We start from the raw sequence: 16,448 nt of genomic DNA, 5'->3' as shown, positions 1-16,448 counted from the left end.
TTTCTCAGGCGAGAGACCAACGCTGTAGTGGCCAATCAGGTCCGGCACCGGGTGACCACCGCGTGGGTGGATGGACCGACTCCCAGAAGGTTTCAGCCTTCTGCGGGTCGAACGCTGGGCGTCTGGGGACGGTTATATTTCTCGCGATGTCGCTCCCATCTCGCTCGTAGACATACCGCATGGCCGCGGCCGCTACCTCGAAGTTGACCGCAGCGGTATCGGAGTCGTCGAGTTCGAATGGTTGGGCTGGATGGTAGGCCGCACCTGCGAGAATCAGGAGTCGATTTGGACCGATCGGGAACGCCAGCAGGGGTGCACTTCCCAGGGCGTACGCCTCAGGTGAGTCCCGACCCTGTGTCGCCCCGAGATAGATCACCGGCTCATCGCAGGTGGCGAGGGGTATGTTCGTTGAATACAACCACCAGGACCGCTGGATCAAAAGGTGGGGTACTACCGAGTTGCGCCAGAGGCCAATTGTGCTCTCGATGGCGCGGGCTTGTGCTCCGTTCTCGGCGGAACTGACAAGCGGGCGGCTGAGCAGTTCGGCGGCGATCTCGTCAGCCAATGCGTCATGTCGAGCGGGGTCGTATCGCCGACCAGTCGCCACGCAGACGCGGGGCAACACTTCCGGTGAGCCGATCACCTCGCGCGCTCCAAATCGCCTGATACCTGAATCGATGTCCAGTTCTCCCTGGCGTCGCCGCACAGTGCGTTGACTTTGTAGACCGACGAAGACGGCCAAGTCTGTAATCAACTCTCGGTCCAGCAGTCGACCATTAGGCAAATCATCGAGTGCGGCGAGCCACCGCTTGGCGTCGTTCTCCACGCGCGACATGTGAATCTCGAACCACAGGTCAGGGACATCCTCCGAGTCGACGTCATCACCGGAAATCCGGTAGAACCACGGCGCGTTCGCGAGCGAATCCGGATTCCGGAGCTCAGTTTCATGGGTGTCTATATCTGTCATTCGAATCAGCCTTGAGGAAGCGCCGGCAGACTGCCATCGGCTTACGTACATCTGCGGCACGTGGTGATGGCGTCGCGGACGGTCTCTTGAACGACGGGTCAACTCCTTCGACTTGTCGATCTCGACGTCGGAGAGCCACCTGTGATCAATACGCACGACCTCACACTATTCGAGCAGCGTCCGATCGGTGCCAGCTGGAGTGGGCGCTGCTCGCATAACTCACCATCGCGGTTGCCGGCAAATGTTCGAGGTGCCGAGATGTCACACAACGCAGATGCGATGGATCTTCCTCCAGGAGTGGCGGTCGCTTCCGTGCCTTTTGGAGGTGCCTGATATGGCGGGGCGGGAACGGCACGTGACTTTGACGGAACGGTCCAGGTCAGAACCTATCGTCCTCGCAATTGCTGTTGTGAGGCACAAAGGAGTGGTACCGATGATTGTTGAGGTTCGACGTATCCACCCGATAGAGGCGAAGAAGATTCGTGACCGCCAGCGTCTATGGGCGCCGTCGGACCCTGTTCCGGCCGACCGAGACGGCGGTCAATCTCCCTTCCACGGGCACACAGAAGAATGCCGTGACCTGGTGGTGCAGCTCCGGCGCCCTGCGGGTCTCGACGACGGCGAACTCGATGAGTCGACCGCCTCAGGGTTCCGCATCCCGCGCGACCAACGAGACCAGCCTGAATGCTGGTTGGCGCCCCGAGGTCTGGATGGCTAGCGATGAGGACCCCCAGCGATCGCCCATACCTCGTCCTCACCGCCGACGGCACCTCTCTTGCGGTTGGTGAGTTCGGAGTCCGGACGGCGCCGGTCACTGTGATTTTCGCGCACGGATTCTGTCTCCACATGGACGCGTGGGCACCGCAACGGGCCTACCTGGCCGAGGTCTGGCGCAAGCGTGCCCGGTTGGTGTTCTTCGATCACCGCGGCCATGGTGGATCCGGCGCGGCTGACACCGACAGTTACACGATCAGCCAGCTTGGACGGGACCTGGATGCGGTGATTCGCACGGTGGCGCCAAAGGGGCCGATTGTCCTCGTCGGGCACTCGATGGGTGGAATGGCCGTGATGTCCTACGTGGCCCATCACCAAGAGGCCGCGGCCGCGCAAATCGTGGGAGTCGGGTTGATCTCGACCGCCGTCGGCAATGTCGCCAGCGCCGGCATCGGGCGCGCTCTGAATACGCCGGCGGTGACGTTGCTGCGGACGGCATCAGCTCACGCCCCAGGGCTCGTCGCGCGCAGCTGGAATCTCTCACGTCGCATCTTGTCGCCAGTGGTCGGCGCAACTTGCCCCCTTGCTCCGAGCGCAAGTGTCCGTGCCGCCGTCACGTCCTACGGGATGGTCCACGCGACTCCGATCGCCACCGTGGCCGCCTTCCTGCGTGATCTGCGGATATACGACGCTTCCCCGGCGCTCGACGTGCTTGCGAAGGTGCCGGCGTCGATCATCTGTGGAACCCGGGACAGGGTGACCCCGATCGGGCACTCAGAGCGACTCGCCGCGGCTCTTCCCCTCGCCGAACTGATCCCAGTGAGCGGAGCGCGGCACATGGTCGGTCTTGAGCGCCCCGATGTGGTGAGCGAAAGTCTCAATCGACTGCTCGGCCGCGCGGTAGGGCGCCGCGAACAGGACACCACCCGCAGATCCAAATCCGACCTCGTCGGGGCATGAAATCTGCGCGTGCCTGACACCCGAGGAGACAACCACTGATGGGAGAAGTGTTGAGTATTCACCAAGATGTTGACCTGTCGTCCGGTCAGGCGCACCACAAGGGACGAGCTCGTTTACCGCGGGAGGTCGTACACCCGCCATGTTCTGAAACGGGTGGCAGCGCGTGGTGTGCAGGTCGGGGAGCGGCACCGGTGCATCGATCTGCATCACGAACCGAAGACCTACAATCCGTGGCAAGACGCCACCTACTGCCGCTGCGGTCACATCCGGTGGGCCGGCGCGCATGCGCAGTTCGACACCGCCGTAGAAGCATTCGAGGTTTTCCCTCATCACCCCTCGGGCCGGCCGGATCCACGGACCTATCCCGGAGAGAATGGCCCCGAACCGCGGCAGGTCAGCGAGCAGCGGCCCATCGGGCGAAGCGAGCTACGCCGATGATCCCGGCAGAAGCGGGCGACCGCGCGGCCCGCGTTGTTCTGGACCTGATCGACCGCGTCGAGAGCGACACCGAGAGCGACCAGTTTCTGATGGCGCTCGACTGTATCCACTTGCAACTCTTCTCGCCGAGGGTGGCCGCGATCGTCACAAGGCGAGCGGAGCTGGGTTTTGCCGCCCACGACGTGAATACCTATCCCCGACGCAATATGTGGCGCACGCAGGTCCCGTTCGGGCGAACGAACGGCGGTATCGTTGTCGAAATTCCCCTCGTCGTGATCGCACCTGTCCTGATCGGCATGATTTCTGTCCTACTCAACATGAATTCGCTTTTTCAGTCTCCGCTCACGGATCTGACGGTATTCATCTTCGTGGCTGCAGGTGTGGAGGTCCTCGCGATGTGGTGGTGGATCCGCCGTGATCCCCTCAGGCTGACCGCGGCGGACGAGCGGATGATCCGCGGCAACATTGCCAAGCTCGAGGCCTACGTCTCGGCCGGCGGCGACTTCTTCGAACTTCGTCTGGCCATGACTGGGTCCGCGATCGTCGACGATATTCGTGACGTGCCGGCATGGAGTCACGAGGACCTCGACATCCACTGCATCCGGCTCGACATCGAGGACCAACTCCGAGCGATTCTCGGCCACTGCGGTGAGCTGGCAACTTTCCGGGTCAGCGGTGGCGAACCCACGACAGGTGTCAGTGCCGAGGCTGACGCGGCGCGGGCGTCCCACCACGAGCAGCGACGGTGGTTCGAACAGGTCAAAGAATCACTGATCGGGCGGGTCGCAGCGTTGTGGACTCTTCACCAAGACCTATTGATGCTCCAGGACTCGACCGACGGTACTGCGGCTCTCGGTCGCATCGACGCTCACGCACCGGCGCTCGGAGAATTGCTGGTCAACTCGGCGAATGATGATCTCGAAACGTCGGCGATCGGTGACCTGGCCAATGACCTGGTCGATCTACATCAGGCGCGGGAAGCGGCGCTGGCCCAGCTGCGCGGCGACGTCGCCGGATACGATCGGCGCAGCTGATGGGCCGCAGCCATGACCGGATCAGCCCAGACCGCGTCAACGGTGTGTTCGATCTCGACCGGGGCGAAAGCGACGTCGCCACCCGCAAGGAAGGCGAACTAATCTCACAGCATGCCTACGACACCCGCGCCGATCTCCGCAGCGGAGCACGAGAACTCGACGACGCCACCGAGAACCTACCTGGATTGACCCGGGCGCAACGGGACCTCAACCGTGCCTATCCTCGGCCCACGCCGGCGGCAATCGGAAACTCTCGGCTACGCCCGCAGCTGCCACCGGCGATCGAACTCCGTCGCACACTCTCGGCACGACAACGGAACACCCGATCCGCGACGAAGCGCCGCGTCCTCGACGCGATGCCAAAAGCCCAGTACACGGCGCTGGCGTCGTTGACGTCGGACCCGAAGACCTGGCGGGAGACGAACAACGCCCTCTCCGCGGTGGCCGGCGACGCTGTCGAGCTCGACGATGCTCGCCGCAAGCAGGTCCAACGAGTGGACCGGGCAATTCAACGATACGAACGCGAATCCGGACGAGGTCATCTCGTGTACACGTCGGTGAGCATTCCCAACGCGGTCGTGAACCCGTCAGATCTGCCCTCGACGCTATCGCCGGGGACGGTCCTGTCCTTCGACCGGTTTACTGCAGCAACTCATTCGCTGCACGAGCTGGATTCGACCGCCCGGCCCACCGATGTTGTCTTCGAGATCCAGACCGACCGGGGCATGTACTACGGGCAATCTTCTCGCGTGGACAACTCGCACCACTTGCTGCCACGGGGAATGCAGCTTCAGGTGGTGGGGGCTCATTTTGTGCCGTATGAGCGGCCCGGACATCCGCCGGGGGAGCGCCTGGTCGTCCAACTTGTCGATCACGAGACGCCATGACGAGTCGAGGCGGGGCGTTCAAGACAGATTCAACTCACCGGAAGGAAAACTCAGTCATGACTGCGGACAAGCCGCGCCACCGGCGCCCCGACTTGATCTTTCATCCCGATATCTTCGCTGCGCCCGCGCAATTCAGAGTGGTGAAAGCCGCGCCACACGACGATTCGGATTCGACCGCGGACACAACGCAAGGGAAGGAGGGCTCCGGCGCCGACGCTCATACCGGACGACGAGATGGCAAGGGGCTGTGAGCAGAAAGAAAAGTCGGAGGCCACCTACAAGATGGTGTGCCTCCGACTCACCCAGTGCATTCTCAGTAACCACACCCTATTTGATCTTCCGCATCCGGTCCAATTCTCTACGCCCTATTGGCCGATGTGGATGCCCGACTGGGTTGCCCCGATTGTGAGTTCGGTCGAGTTGAACAGGTCTCTCTCTACTGTCCTGATCGCACGACATCCTCGCGGTCATCGAGACAGTACTTCCGCCCTTGGCCGCCACACCCTCGGCCAGGAGACATCATGGATTTCGCATCGATCATCATCGGCGTCGCAGTGGCCGGCGCATCAGCTGCCCAGGGCGGCGGAGTGGACCCCGCGATCACCGACAGCGTCACGTCGGTCGCACAGGAACTACCGCCAGCTCTCGCCCAGTATGTCCCGAACCCGCAGCCCTACCTCGCCGACGCGGCCCGGGCAGTGCAGCAGGCGCAGGAGCAGTTGCCCGCCGAGTGGCAAGCCGAGATCGAGAACGCCATTCCACCGGAAGTCCAGGATGCCGCTGCGGGCGCCAGGGAACAGCTCTCGCCCGAGGCCCAGGGCCTGATTCCCGAGGTGGTCCTGCCCGCCCCTAGCCCGGAACCCGGACCCGCCGGCGGTGTCGCCAACCCGGCAGGACCCGCAGCTCAGGCACCGTCATCGACTCCGCAGCAGGAGACGAATCCGTTAGTTCTGCCTCCTGCCGTCAGTGGGGCACCCACCACTGCGGCCGGCATCCCCTCCCTGACAAGAATGCTCGCCCCGACCGCAGTCAGTGATTTGACCTTCGACCCCCGCTTTCCCCGCAACCTCGAGCTCGCGCGTGCGGTCATCGAAGCGGCGATGCGCGCGATCGGACTGCCCTACCAATGGGGCGGAGGCCTTCTCACCGGACCGTCGATGGGCGACGGCACCGGAGGAACTACCGCCGGCTACGACTGCTCGGGGCTTACGCGTTTCGCCTACTACATCGGCACCGGCGGCACGAAGATTTTGCCCCGCACCTCACAGGAACAGTTCCGGGCAGGCCAGCAGATCACCATGACCCAAGCCCAGCAGGGTGACCTGCTTTTCGGGAACTGGCAGGCAGACGGAGCCAACCACGTCGCGATCTACCTCGGCGGCGGAAAAATGCTTGAAGCACCGCAGACCGGCCAGCTGGTTCAGATCAGCGCCGTCCGCCCGGACATGATCCCCGCCCGCTTCCTGTGACCATCGGGGGACAAGTTGTCCTGCGCTGATCCCGAAGCGGAACAATACGATCGCCACTACAAACGCAGACCGGCAACAGAGTCGAGCCGCGACCTTGCGGCACGACCGCACAGACAAAGGAGACAGTGACACATGAGCACTACGCCAGCCGCCCACAAGAAAGCAATCGAGACCGCACGAAAGAATGCGGAAGCACTGGCGCAGAAAGCAATCGAAACCCGCGTCGCACTTGTCGGAGCCATCGGTGAAGCAGTGGAAGAGCTAGCCGCACTCGACTCCGCACGCGAGGCAGCCGTAGACGCAATCAGGACGGCCCACGAGGACGCGATCGAAGGCGGATGGACGGCCAAAGAGCTCGCGGCCATGGGTTACACCGCCCCGAAGAAGCGGAAGAATACCTCCAGTAAGGCCGCGCGTGGTGGCGCCGGTAAGGACGCGACTGAGACAACCGACGTCGCAGATGCTGCTGCACCGCAGGAAGGCGATCAGCCGACGAGCACCGACGGGCAGGTCTCCAGCGAGCGCGAACCTGAGCATTCCTACAGCTAAGGAAGCAGTCCGGTGGCGTGGCTCGGGCGCCGTCCTCCCGATCCTTTGTCGGAAGACGGGCGCCCGAGCGTACCAGGAACTTCTCCGGGCCGGCATAGGTGCCGAAGTCAGAACCACATGTCAGAGGGTGTCCTTACGATGATCACGAGAAGGAGGTGGTATGGCCAGTACGTCTCCGCAGCAGTGGGAACGGGGCATGCTCGTCCCCGGCCGGGCAGCAGTGCTGAACGTTGAGTCGACCGACCTTGAGGAAATCGACGGTCGATCATCGAGATCTGTGTTTTGGACGCCGCCACCGGCAATCCACTGGTCGATCCCGGCGAAGTTCCGATTCACCCGGACGTCGACGCCGTGCATGGAATTACCCCGCCGATCTGATCGGCGCACACCCGGCTGGTCTACGGTCCACCAGACGTTCATAGGGGTGACAGCTGGCCGAGTGACCCTCTCCTACAACAGTCGTCGACTACTGCAAGGGGGGTCGGCGGGAACGTCCGGATGGAAGCCAGGAGGTGGATACTGACGACGGCGAGGACGGCCGCCGCGAACGCTATGTCGGTCGCGGCGGAATTGGCCCACCTGTTAGGGCGCCGGTACCGACGTTAATCACGGTGAACCCCGCCACCGTTCGTGCGCTACTCGTCGGGTTCCGTTACCTCGTCGGATTCCTTGTCGGGGAGGAGCTTCTCGTCGACGAACTTGTGGACATCACCCATGGAGCTCTGCGCCCCCATCGCGCCGATCACCACGGCCAGGATCGGGACGGTACCACCGGCGATCGTCACGACCGTGACAACGGTGGCGAGCGAGAGGAAGATCCCGAGCTTCACAATCACCCGCACCGTCTTCCGGGGAAGGAAGAGTGCCGCCTTCGCCCGATCGACCGCGTTGTCGATGGCCTCGCGCCACTCGGGGCTCTCCTCGATCGCCTCGGAGAACGCTGAGAACGACGGCTGGTCGAAGTCTCCTGACTCGTACGCTTCGGCGAGTTCGGTGAGCTGCGGTAGGACGAGCGTGGTGTTGTCGACGTCGAACTCGATCTGGTCCTCGTCGTCGTCCCGGAGGTGCGCGTGGGCGTTCCGTGCGATGTCCAGCAGGGGTGATGTCATCGCCGTCATGGCTGCGTTGTTCGCCTCCATCCAGTCCCGCAGGGGGCTGATGGACGGGAACAGGTTCGGCATGTTGAAGACGAGGCGTTCGGTGATGCCCTTGGTCATCGCGGTGTCCGCCAGGGCCTCGGTGATGCGCTGGATTGCCGTGTTCGTTTCGCCGACGTTCATCGAGGCAGCGAGGATTCCGAGCGACGGCGTGAGAGTGGACGCAGCCGGGGACGCCGCCCACTCGGCCAGGCCGGGCGTGCGGATGCTCGACGTGATCTGCTCGTTGATCGCATCGAGGAAGCCCTGAGTCCTGCCGACGTCGGACATCCCCAAAACGCTCTGCTTGAACGCCGGTGAATCCAGCAGGTTCCCGATCGTGTTCGCCCCGGTGTAGTTCGCCATGTTGAACCCGGCGAGCTTCGCGATGCTGTTGGTGTGCGGGGACAGGCCTTCGGTGAACGCCTTGTTGATTCCCGCGCGGTCGATAATGCTCGACGTCAGCTTGGGGTCAAGCAACCTGTCGAAGGCGGGCGACCGGAGGTTGGGGCCGATCGCGGTGTTGAAGTCGGCCGCCTTCCGAGGCTTCCGCTTCTTCGCGGGTTTCGGCTTGTCGGCGGCTTCTTCGGGGTCGATGATCTCAGTCAACGAGTACTCCTGTAATGGGTGGTTCCGTGCGTTGACGAGTTTACCGGCGCGGTCCGACACCGATGTGCTATTACACCTCTGAGCGGCCTTGCCCCGGAGGCGATCCGAATCTAGCCCCCGCTGGCGAGGTCGATGTGCCACCGGGCATGCTGTTGGGCGTTCCGGTTGACGTCCTCGCGCTTCGACCCGAGGATCGTAGCCCCCGCAGATGACGTAGCCCCGAAGGCGACGTACGTTCCGCTGGTGTGCTGGCTGGCCCGGACGATGTTCGCGGCGGGGATGCTGATCATGACGTGTTCGGCATGCTTGTCGTCACGCACCCACTGGCCGCAGGTGCAGGACACGTTGTACGTGTCGGTTTCGGCGACCCACTCGACTTGCACCCTTCTGATGCTTCTCGATGATCTCGTTGAGGAGGTCGCTCACGGCTGTCCACTTTCAGTGCGGTGTCGAGATCCCACCACATGGCTTCGCTGGTGTTGATTTCCCTCTGTACGCGTGCGAACGCGGTCGATGGTGTCGGTCAGTTCGGCGGTCTCGTGGAGGATGACCGGGCTGCCATGGTAACGCGGAGCTTCCACGCCTCCAGTTGACGCACGCGGACGATCAGGTCGGGAGAAGTGTGGGGCAGTTCGCCCCACGTCTCACCGCATAGAAAGCGGAGGTGTCAGACGAACTCGCGGATCCGTGGGAGGAGTTGGGCGAGTTCTTCGAAGAGTGCGGGCCATCCGCGGCGTAGGCGGGTGATGCGGCCGTGTTCGAGGAAGGCGGCGTCGAGCATGTGGGAGACCCGCAGGTGGTGTTCGGGGGCGCCGAGTTGGCGGAGTTTGTCGTAGACGGGGTTTACCGGTAGCTGGTGGTGGGCGATGTAGGCCCAGATTTCGGCGTTGCTCCAGTCCCATATGGGCCCGAAGACATGTGTTCCGTCGGCTCGGTCGATGAGGCCGCCATGGTGTCGGCGTTGCTCGGTGGTGTTGGTGCAGCAGCCGTCGCAGTCGCGTGTGACGTGGCTGCTGAGTGCGTTGTAGTAGAGCGACCAGCGTCCGGTCCCTTTCGGTGACTCGTCGGCTCGTACGCCCCAGATTTCTCCTGCCCCGTGTGCCGAGTGCGCTGCACGGGAGGGTGCACCGATGAGGATGTCGCGCAGTTTCTGGCTCGTGGCTTGGGAGGGCTGTTGGTGATCCCATTCGCCGGATTGGGCGAGGACGGTCAGCAGTGGTGGGTCGGCTCGGTGGGGTTCGAGGTTCAGTTTCCAGGTGTCGGCGAGTGCGGTGATGTAGGTGTAGGTCTCGGGGTACTCGAGGCCGGAGTCGAAGAACACGACGGGGATGTTCGGTTCGACCTGCAGGGTGAGGTGGAGTGCGACGAGTGAGTCCTTGCCGCCGGAGAAGGCGAGGTATCCGTCGTGGTCGTCGAGGTGTTGCTCGATGCGTCCGGTGAGGTTTGCGAGGTCGCGGCGGGGCCGGCGCAGTGCTCGGAGGGTGTTCAGGTCCAGGCCGTCGGGTTCGGGCTTGCTCGCCACACGTCCTCCTCACGGGTCACGGTTGGCTTCGAGATCTCGCAGCTTCTGTCACACAGTGTCCGCCCGGCGGATCTTCCTCCAGTCGTAGGGGCGGTTTTGAAGTCGTCTGGGCATGTGAGGAGTGTGTTGTGGGGAAACTGTGCGGGGTGGCTGGCCGGCAGGATGTCGTCGCCGCGGCATTCGCGTCGACGAAGACGCGCGAGGTAGTCGAGCTGGCGAGGGTGGGCCGGTGTGCGCGATGCGCAGCGTCCCCGGTTCCGGTGGAGGCGGTGACCAAGGTGGTCTCCCGAACGTTCACGGGTTTCGATTCGTGGAAAGCGCCCGCGGAGGGTGGGCTGTGCACGTCTTGCGCGTGGGCCTACCAGCACCCGGATCTGCGCAGAAGTATGCATGTGGTGACCACCCGACCAGCGATGAGGCCGATGACGTCGGCGGATCTCGAACGGATCTTGTTGCGGCCACTCGAGCCGGACACCGCCGTGGTGGTGCCCTTGCGGCCCGGTCGAAAGCACATCCTGCCGCACGCGCGGTGGGGTGGGATTGCGGTCGAGGACACGTGCCTGCCCTGGACTACGCGTGATGTCGCGGCGGTGACAGCGATGCGCCGACTGCGGGCGCTGGGGTTCGGTGCCCGCATGCTCACCGAGCCCGCGGCCCCGTATCCGGTGCTCGCCACGATCGCCCCCCGGCGGTGGCCGGCGGTCTTCGCGGACTGGGACCGTCTCGCCCCGTACCGCCAGTTCGGGCAGTGGTGGGAGCTCGCGCTGCGAGCCACCGTGTCGGCGAGTGCGAAGGGAACGAAATGACCAGCCCGACCGATCGATGGCTCGCGGCCGCACCGGGGGGGCTGCCGCCGCTCGAGGGTCCGGCGTCGACAGCAGAACGCCTGCTGCTGTTGCTGCACTACGGGATCGACTGGGATTCGGGATGGGTCGGCCGGCGACGGGAAACGTACTGGACCCAGCACCTGCCGAACCGTGTTCGGGTCGCCACCTATATCGGTGGCGGCGATCTCGACCGGTGGTGGTCGGTGGTCTCACGGTCCCTCGAATCGGAACCGACGAACACTGACCAACGGCTGGAACTGGCGACCCTGTTGCGTGAGGAGTCCGAGCCGGTGCTGACGTTGTTACGTGAGCGTCCCACGTCGTATGTGTTGCGCACACGGATCGTCGCCGAAGCCGTGGCCGGCGCTCGCGCTTCGGGAAGGAAGAGGCGATGAGGTCGACGGTGCGCTGGGATGTCGAGCTGACTGCGTTGTCCTCGATCTCCCAGAAGGGGGAGGACTCCGGAACGACGACGACACTGTTCCGGCGCGAGCCGGTGATCCAGCCGGACGGAAAGCCGGTGCTGGTGCCGATCGTGTCCGGGAACTCTCTACGCGGCGGGTTGCGCAGGATCGCCGAGGAGCTGTTCCGTGATGTCATCGGCTACGAACAGCAGATCCCGCTCTCGGCCGCGCACGCGCTACGAAACGGTGGCTCTCTGACGAAGGTTACCGGCGACGGACTGACCGGCCGCCGGCGGAAGCGACTGCGGGAGCTGGTTCCCCCGATCGGGGTGTTCGGCGGCAACGGCGGAGGTCAGCCACCGATCGACGGTTGCCTGAAGGTGGGCAAGGTGGTCCCGCGGGTGCGTGAGACCGAGACGATCATGACCCGGGCGTATGACGGCCGGCTGATGAGTCAGTTCGAGTTGGTCTCCCTGGAGAGCTACAGCCGATTCGACGACACCGACACCCGGGCCTTCCCCGAATCCTCCGCGGGGGGCGGAGCAGGAAAGGATGTCGGCTCGTCGATGCTGATGCGATTCGAGGTCGAAACAATTCCTGCGGGAACTCGTTTCGAAACCTTCGTGCGGCTGGACCGGGCCACCCCACTTGAGATCTCGTTTTTCACCGATGTGTGGGGCAGATTCGCGCGTGACGGATTCCTCGGAGGGCGCAGCGCGATAGGTCACGGGCGGGTCCGCGCCGAATCGGATCGGGTGGTGTTGGCCGGCCCGGACCCGCAGTCAGTGGACTGGCGCGTCGAGCTCGCACCACTGCGCGATGAGGTCATCGAAGCATTGTGCTGGCTGACATGACGGGCACCGAGGAGATGGCACCGTTCCTGGTGCGGGCGCACTTATCGTCGGGACTGGCGCATGCGACGCCGTGGGGAATCAGTCTCGACGGGATCCTCGCCGCCGAACTGTGGGCCGATCACAAGGCCGCGGCACTCGACCGAGGCGAGTATGTGCCGGCGCTGACACCCGAGTGCGCCCCGCCCGACCTCGAGCTGCCACTGGCGCGATGCGAGCTCGCCGGCGAGGACTGGCATTGGTGTGCGACGTGCTCGTTCCCCGAGGACCCGGCCGGTGATCCGGTGGTGCGGCACTGGGCGTCGCGGACCGATCACCGCGGGCTCGAGCAACTCAGTCACACCCTGCCGGCGGTGATCTCGGATCGGCAGGACCGCTACCGGGCCCGCTACATGCCCCTGATGATCACCAGCACTCGCACGGTCACCTGGCGCGGAGTCGGAGATCTCGACGCCGTCGCCACGATCCTGGGTGGCCTGGATGTCATCGGTAAGAAGCGGGCCCATGGTGAGGGCCGGGTCTTGCGGTGGGAGTTCGAACACTGCCCCGCAGCCGACCGGTGGGCGTCGGCGCACCTGCATAGCGACGGCACTCTCGGACGCACCACACCACCGGCCTGTGTACCCGAGTTCGAACCGGAATCGGCCGGCTTCGGGTTGGCCGGCCTGCGGCCGCCGTACATGCACCCGACCCGAATGAGGCAACTCCACCTACCTCGATGAGTGTTGGGCGCGTACCGGTTCGGTGCATCTTCTCCGCGCGATGTCACTCAACTCATCGATCTCGGATCTTCCTCCTCATGACGGGATAAGGCCGCTTCGGAGGGGACACGAATGGCCGTGACGGAGGACATCGATCACGGCGTGACGGCCGTGATGCGAAGTCGAGTCGCGCTGTCCAGGTCCGGGATACCGTCCGCCCCACCGAGACACCATCTGCGGGAAAAGGGAGATGAGCGAGATGACCGATACCGACACACGGCCCAGGATTGCCTTGGACGCTCCGCAGTGGCGAGACTTCGCGCTGTGCCGAGTGACCGATCCGGAAGCGTTCTTCCCTGAGACGGGGGAGAACGGCCGCCCCGCGAAGCGGGTGTGCTCTGGATGCGAAGTCCGTGACGCCTGCCTCGCCGAGGCGCTCGCCCATGACGAGCGGTTCGGGATCTGGGGTGGGCTGACCGCGGCCGAGCGCCGCAAGCATTACCCGAAGCGACACCGGTGATCGCCATGGCCGTGGACTTCGCACACACCAGCCACGCCGAAGGACGGCGACGCACCAAAGCGATCCACCTCGCCCGGTACCTCTGGGATCGGGGCCTTACCCCGGCCGACCTGCTGTCACTTCGGGCTGAACAGCTTCGTCGACTTGCGCGGACGGTGGGCGTTCATCCGCCGCGCTCAGCGGAAACCTGGTATGTCACAGCCAGGTTGCTGGAGCAGAAGACGCGGTGGGCGCAGGCGCATCCGGACCACCCCGCTGCTGCTCACGCCCGCTTGGACGAGCGGGAATTGTGGATGCCGTCAACGCAGCCGGATCCAGAGGCCGGTGGGGACCTGTTGTAATGGAGAACCGGCGAATGGGGGAAGCGATGAAGGTGTGCCCCTTCACACCAAGAAGCAGGAACAGGAGATGAAATGTCGGAGCTGTCGTGGATCACTGCCCAAGAGTTGTACGACCAGGGATATACGCTCAATGGAGCGCGTCAACTATTCGGAGAGCCAAAGACAAGCCCTGATGGGGCCCTCGGCTGGGAAGTGGACTGGATCGACCGCGCCGAGGAAAGAGCACTCACCCCTGTGCTGCCCTTCCTTATCGAACGTCTGCGCGGACATTCTGAGGTGGGAGAGGCCGCCGGCGAGCTGGTCAGGCTCTACGAGGAACTCAATCGTCGAGCAGGAATCGTCGGTGCACCCGATCCGCTCCATCACCATGAAATCTCCGAAGATGAGCTGGTAGAGCTCGGAAACGACCGTGATGCCCTGAATGCGATCTACGGGCCACCACACCGTATGACGCAAGAGCCTGTGGTCGAGGGTAATCCGGTTCCGTTCACGTCGCAGGCACCAAGCCGGTTCGGAGATGGGGCGCGGTTGGTAGGAAAGCCGGACGCTCCGGTGGTGGCTCAAGAGTGCAGTAAGCGAAGTAACGAACAAGCAGACCGAGAACGCCTGAAGCATGAAAGGTGCTAGGGCAGAGGAAATGTGATGATCGGCGGAGTTATCACGCGATGCTTGTGGACTGCGCGAGAATCCTGGCCGGCAGCAGCTGGCTCCTCCGCGACGGTGTCCGGTGCCGCCTCGGGGCCGGACGGCCGAACCCATGGTGTGGGGTGTCGCCGCGGGTGGGGCGATGGTAGCCATCATCGTCTGCGCCGCCCTTACCAACCAACAACGCTCGAATTCACGTGCGATGAACACCGTTCCACCTGGTGCTGTGTGAGCGCGGTGGTCGGGGATTTCGACTCAGCTATCAACCAATTGTGCGCCCTAACATGCTGGCGCCGCAGAATCCGGAATCTCGCAGGGTGTGGCGGTCGCATGACTGCTTAGAGCAAGGTGACCTTGTCGGACGTCTTGATTGGTGCGCCTTCCGGTCCGGCGATATAGGTCGAGATCCAGATCGGATGGTGACGTTGTTCGCTGGGATACCACTGCCTCTTCCAGTGACCTCGGACTGTCCAACGATGCGAGTATGTGCGCGTTGCTGCCTCATTGATGGGTCGCGCTGAGGATCGGGACCGGTAGGACAGATACGTGATCTGTGAGGGCTTCTTACGTCGGCGAGTAGTCGCGGACTTCCCGGCCGACACTGCCGTGGACTCGACCTGTGTTGTCTTCTGACGGAGCATGTGGGTGAAGGAGATGAAGACCTCGAGAATCTCGGCGGATGTCCATCCGCGGTAGATCGTGAGGAATTCTTGCGGGAAATCCGAATCCATAGCGGCAGGGACGAAGCCGCCGATCGAGTGCAGGCTCGGCGGAGTGTCGCTTTCAGGAGGGCTGAGTTCGGCTTCCGCGGTCGGGAGCGGCAGGTAGACGTGGTTGACGTATCGGTAGACCAAGCCCTCGCGTAGCTCGCCTTCGTCGCCGATGAACTCCTCCATTCCGGCTGCCGATACGAGCTGAACTGACAGAAGAGTGTCGTACAGGATTTGCCATATTAAGAAGAGTCCGCCGTCGGGTTGGGCGAGGTAGGCAACTCCGGAGGGTGATGGCAGGTCTGCGGGAGTCACGCTCACCTCGGCAGATGTCTCACTGCCCGCGAGGATGAGGGCTGTCATTTCCTCGGAGGCGTAGTACGCGTGCCGATCGACTGTAGCTCCGCTTGTGCACCGATACGCGCAGTACATCCCGAGCATTATGCGCTCTTCAATGGCGCCAATGGCGGACTCCTTCGGCCCGAAGCAGAAGTAGTGCGGTGTGTTGGCCAGCAGCGATTCCGCGGATTGCCCGTGGAATTCACAGAACCACGCAAGTGTAGTGCCAATCGTTCGCGAGGCGCGGAACCGTTCGAGATCGGGCACCAACCAGGCATATGGCTCGAGGTGTTTAAGGACGGGTGTAGCAGCTTCGTCCAGTGCGTCCAGTAGTAGCGGCATCTGTGCCGGTTTCAAATCGGCCAACGCCATCTGTGCCCGCCGACGGGTCGGCAGGCCATGCCGGAACTGCTCACCCGTTACGAACGGTCGATTCCACTCCTGCTTGGTCTTGCGGCTGTCCCGCTTGGTCTTGCGGCTCTTCGCTCTACCCATCGTTCCCCCTCACGTGTGTCACTGTACGAACCGAATGCCGGTGTGATGTTCAGACACGCATTGTGTGTTGGATCACTGGGCGGCCCCCATTGGTCTCGCGTGCGGGCCTGAGTGTTGAACTCCCCGTCGCCGTGGAGATTCGGTGACTGGCCGTCCAACGAGCCGTGATCGGCGGATCAGCAGTCTGGCGGTTGGTCGCCGTCGTCGCCAATTTCGAGAAGCGAGGTCGGCGGGGCCGGCGTTCTGCCGGAACACACTTGTAGGCATGAGGGTGGCGTCGATGGGAGAGCTTTGTCAGATTGCCTTGTTCCCCAGTGAAGCCTCGCCCCG

At 63.7% G+C, this 16,448-nt stretch carries 18 protein-coding genes and 1 pseudogene; 13 read left to right on the top strand and 6 right to left on the bottom strand.

The annotated features are described in order from the left end of the window. Positions 1 to 4: 4 nt before the first annotated feature. Positions 5 to 1,018, bottom strand: a complete 1,014-nt coding sequence (locus tag CBI38_RS36750; RefSeq protein ID WP_204165063.1) for a DUF4238 domain-containing protein — start codon at positions 1,016 to 1,018, stop codon at positions 5 to 7. Positions 1,019 to 1,687: 669 nt separating this feature from the next. Between CBI38_RS36750 and CBI38_RS36740 the strand changes: the two genes are divergently transcribed. The 6 genes from CBI38_RS36740 (at position 1,688) to CBI38_RS36710 (ending at position 7,018) form a co-directional block, all read left to right on the top strand. Further along, on the top strand, positions 1,688 to 2,641 hold the full coding sequence (locus CBI38_RS36740; protein ID WP_109336298.1) for an alpha/beta fold hydrolase: 954 nt from the start codon (positions 1,688 to 1,690) through the stop codon (positions 2,639 to 2,641). A gap of 434 nt (positions 2,642 to 3,075) precedes the next feature. Next, positions 3,076 to 4,113, top strand: coding sequence for a hypothetical protein (locus tag CBI38_RS36730; protein WP_109336297.1), 1,038 nt, complete (start codon positions 3,076 to 3,078; stop codon positions 4,111 to 4,113). Further along, positions 4,113 to 5,000 carry a hypothetical protein gene (locus CBI38_RS36725; RefSeq protein ID WP_109336296.1) on the top strand — a complete coding sequence of 296 codons (888 nt, stop codon included), beginning with the start codon at positions 4,113 to 4,115 and terminating at the stop codon, positions 4,998 to 5,000. Before CBI38_RS36730 ends, CBI38_RS36725 begins: the two co-directional genes overlap by 1 nt. Before the next feature lie 56 nt (positions 5,001 to 5,056). After that, positions 5,057 to 5,251 (top strand): hypothetical protein, encoded by a 195-nt coding sequence (locus tag CBI38_RS36720; RefSeq protein ID WP_109336295.1) that lies wholly within the window; start codon positions 5,057 to 5,059, stop codon positions 5,249 to 5,251. A gap of 270 nt (positions 5,252 to 5,521) precedes the next feature. Then, positions 5,522 to 6,469: a C40 family peptidase gene (locus CBI38_RS36715; RefSeq protein ID WP_109336294.1), complete on the top strand. Its 948-nt coding sequence runs from the start codon at positions 5,522 to 5,524 to the stop codon at positions 6,467 to 6,469. 132 nt (positions 6,470 to 6,601) lie between these two features. Further along, on the top strand, positions 6,602 to 7,018 hold the full coding sequence (locus CBI38_RS36710) for a hypothetical protein (RefSeq protein ID WP_109336293.1): 417 nt from the start codon (positions 6,602 to 6,604) through the stop codon (positions 7,016 to 7,018). A 458-nt stretch (positions 7,019 to 7,476) separates the two neighbouring features. Here CBI38_RS36710 and CBI38_RS36700 read toward each other — a convergent pair. The 4 genes and pseudogenes from CBI38_RS36700 to CBI38_RS36685 all read right to left on the bottom strand — a co-directional run. Continuing rightward, a pseudogene (locus tag CBI38_RS36700) lies at positions 7,477 to 7,596 on the bottom strand (Na+/H+ antiporter NhaA); the annotation flags it as partial. A 57-nt stretch (positions 7,597 to 7,653) separates the two neighbouring features. Next, complete coding sequence (locus CBI38_RS36695; RefSeq protein ID WP_162603426.1) at positions 7,654 to 8,763, bottom strand: hypothetical protein; 1,110 nt, start codon at positions 8,761 to 8,763, stop codon at positions 7,654 to 7,656. A 110-nt stretch (positions 8,764 to 8,873) separates the two neighbouring features. After that, positions 8,874 to 9,146, bottom strand: a complete 273-nt coding sequence (locus CBI38_RS36690) for a hypothetical protein (RefSeq protein ID WP_109336291.1) — start codon at positions 9,144 to 9,146, stop codon at positions 8,874 to 8,876. 284 nt (positions 9,147 to 9,430) lie between these two features. After that, entirely contained in the window at positions 9,431 to 10,285 is an 855-nt protein-coding gene (locus tag CBI38_RS36685; RefSeq protein ID WP_109336290.1) for a phosphoadenosine phosphosulfate reductase domain-containing protein, read from the bottom strand. Positions 10,286 to 10,413: 128 nt separating this feature from the next. Here CBI38_RS36685 and CBI38_RS36680 point away from each other — a divergent pair, with 128 nt between their 5' ends. From CBI38_RS36680 to CBI38_RS38265, 7 genes are all read left to right on the top strand, one after another. Further along, the gene (locus CBI38_RS36680; protein WP_109336289.1) at positions 10,414 to 11,091 is read left to right on the top strand and encodes a hypothetical protein; all 678 of its coding nucleotides are present in this window, start codon (positions 10,414 to 10,416) and stop codon (positions 11,089 to 11,091) included. Next, positions 11,088 to 11,507 (top strand): hypothetical protein, encoded by a 420-nt coding sequence (locus tag CBI38_RS36675; protein ID WP_109336288.1) that lies wholly within the window; start codon positions 11,088 to 11,090, stop codon positions 11,505 to 11,507. Before CBI38_RS36680 ends, CBI38_RS36675 begins: the two co-directional genes overlap by 4 nt. Then, a complete protein-coding gene (locus tag CBI38_RS36670; RefSeq protein ID WP_109336287.1) occupies positions 11,504 to 12,370 on the top strand; it encodes an RAMP superfamily CRISPR-associated protein in 867 nt (288 codons plus the stop codon). Before CBI38_RS36675 ends, CBI38_RS36670 begins: the two co-directional genes overlap by 4 nt. After that, positions 12,367 to 13,089, top strand: coding sequence for a hypothetical protein (locus CBI38_RS36665; protein WP_109336373.1), 723 nt, complete (start codon positions 12,367 to 12,369; stop codon positions 13,087 to 13,089). Before CBI38_RS36670 ends, CBI38_RS36665 begins: the two co-directional genes overlap by 4 nt. A 229-nt stretch (positions 13,090 to 13,318) precedes the next feature. Then, complete coding sequence (locus CBI38_RS36660) at positions 13,319 to 13,588, top strand: WhiB family transcriptional regulator (protein ID WP_109336286.1); 270 nt, start codon at positions 13,319 to 13,321, stop codon at positions 13,586 to 13,588. A gap of 5 nt (positions 13,589 to 13,593) precedes the next feature. Continuing rightward, a complete protein-coding gene (locus tag CBI38_RS36655; RefSeq protein WP_109336372.1) occupies positions 13,594 to 13,929 on the top strand; it encodes a hypothetical protein in 336 nt (111 codons plus the stop codon). 72 nt (positions 13,930 to 14,001) lie between these two features. Continuing rightward, positions 14,002 to 14,556, top strand: coding sequence for a hypothetical protein (locus CBI38_RS38265; protein ID WP_162603404.1), 555 nt, complete (start codon positions 14,002 to 14,004; stop codon positions 14,554 to 14,556). A 356-nt stretch (positions 14,557 to 14,912) separates the two neighbouring features. Here the strand turns inward: CBI38_RS38265 and CBI38_RS36645 are convergent, their stop codons facing one another. Beyond that, complete coding sequence (locus CBI38_RS36645) at positions 14,913 to 16,118, bottom strand: hypothetical protein (protein WP_109336285.1); 1,206 nt, start codon at positions 16,116 to 16,118, stop codon at positions 14,913 to 14,915. Positions 16,119 to 16,448: the final 330 nt, after the last annotated feature.

Origin of the sequence: Rhodococcus oxybenzonivorans, assembly GCF_003130705.1 — a bacterium.
Classification (GTDB): domain Bacteria; phylum Actinomycetota; class Actinomycetes; order Mycobacteriales; family Mycobacteriaceae; genus Rhodococcus_F; species Rhodococcus_F oxybenzonivorans.
Note: the sequence above shows the minus strand (reverse complement) of the source record. Positions and strands in the feature narration are given on the sequence as shown.

What these genes read in the sequence shown, in the direction of transcription:
- CBI38_RS36750 (WP_204165063.1), bottom strand. Translation starts at nt 1,018, where the DNA reads ATGTACGTAAGCCGATGGCAGTCTGCCGGCGCTTCCTCAAGGCTGATT.
- CBI38_RS36665 (WP_109336373.1), top strand. Translation starts at nt 12,367, where the DNA reads ATGACGGGCACCGAGGAGATGGCACCGTTCCTGGTGCGGGCGCACTTA.
- CBI38_RS36710 (WP_109336293.1), top strand. Translation starts at nt 6,602, where the DNA reads ATGAGCACTACGCCAGCCGCCCACAAGAAAGCAATCGAGACCGCACGA.
- CBI38_RS36655 (WP_109336372.1), top strand. Translation starts at nt 13,594, where the DNA reads ATGGCCGTGGACTTCGCACACACCAGCCACGCCGAAGGACGGCGACGC.
- CBI38_RS36660 (WP_109336286.1), top strand. Translation starts at nt 13,319, where the DNA reads ATGAGCGAGATGACCGATACCGACACACGGCCCAGGATTGCCTTGGAC.
- CBI38_RS36740 (WP_109336298.1), top strand. Translation starts at nt 1,688, where the DNA reads ATGAGGACCCCCAGCGATCGCCCATACCTCGTCCTCACCGCCGACGGC.
- CBI38_RS38265 (WP_162603404.1), top strand. Translation starts at nt 14,002, where the DNA reads ATGTCGGAGCTGTCGTGGATCACTGCCCAAGAGTTGTACGACCAGGGA.
- CBI38_RS36675 (WP_109336288.1), top strand. Translation starts at nt 11,088, where the DNA reads ATGACCAGCCCGACCGATCGATGGCTCGCGGCCGCACCGGGGGGGCTG.
- CBI38_RS36645 (WP_109336285.1), bottom strand. Translation starts at nt 16,118, where the DNA reads ATGGGTAGAGCGAAGAGCCGCAAGACCAAGCGGGACAGCCGCAAGACC.
- CBI38_RS36670 (WP_109336287.1), top strand. Translation starts at nt 11,504, where the DNA reads ATGAGGTCGACGGTGCGCTGGGATGTCGAGCTGACTGCGTTGTCCTCG.
- CBI38_RS36715 (WP_109336294.1), top strand. Translation starts at nt 5,522, where the DNA reads ATGGATTTCGCATCGATCATCATCGGCGTCGCAGTGGCCGGCGCATCA.
- CBI38_RS36730 (WP_109336297.1), top strand. Translation starts at nt 3,076, where the DNA reads ATGATCCCGGCAGAAGCGGGCGACCGCGCGGCCCGCGTTGTTCTGGAC.
- CBI38_RS36720 (WP_109336295.1), top strand. Translation starts at nt 5,057, where the DNA reads ATGACTGCGGACAAGCCGCGCCACCGGCGCCCCGACTTGATCTTTCAT.
- CBI38_RS36725 (WP_109336296.1), top strand. Translation starts at nt 4,113, where the DNA reads ATGGGCCGCAGCCATGACCGGATCAGCCCAGACCGCGTCAACGGTGTG.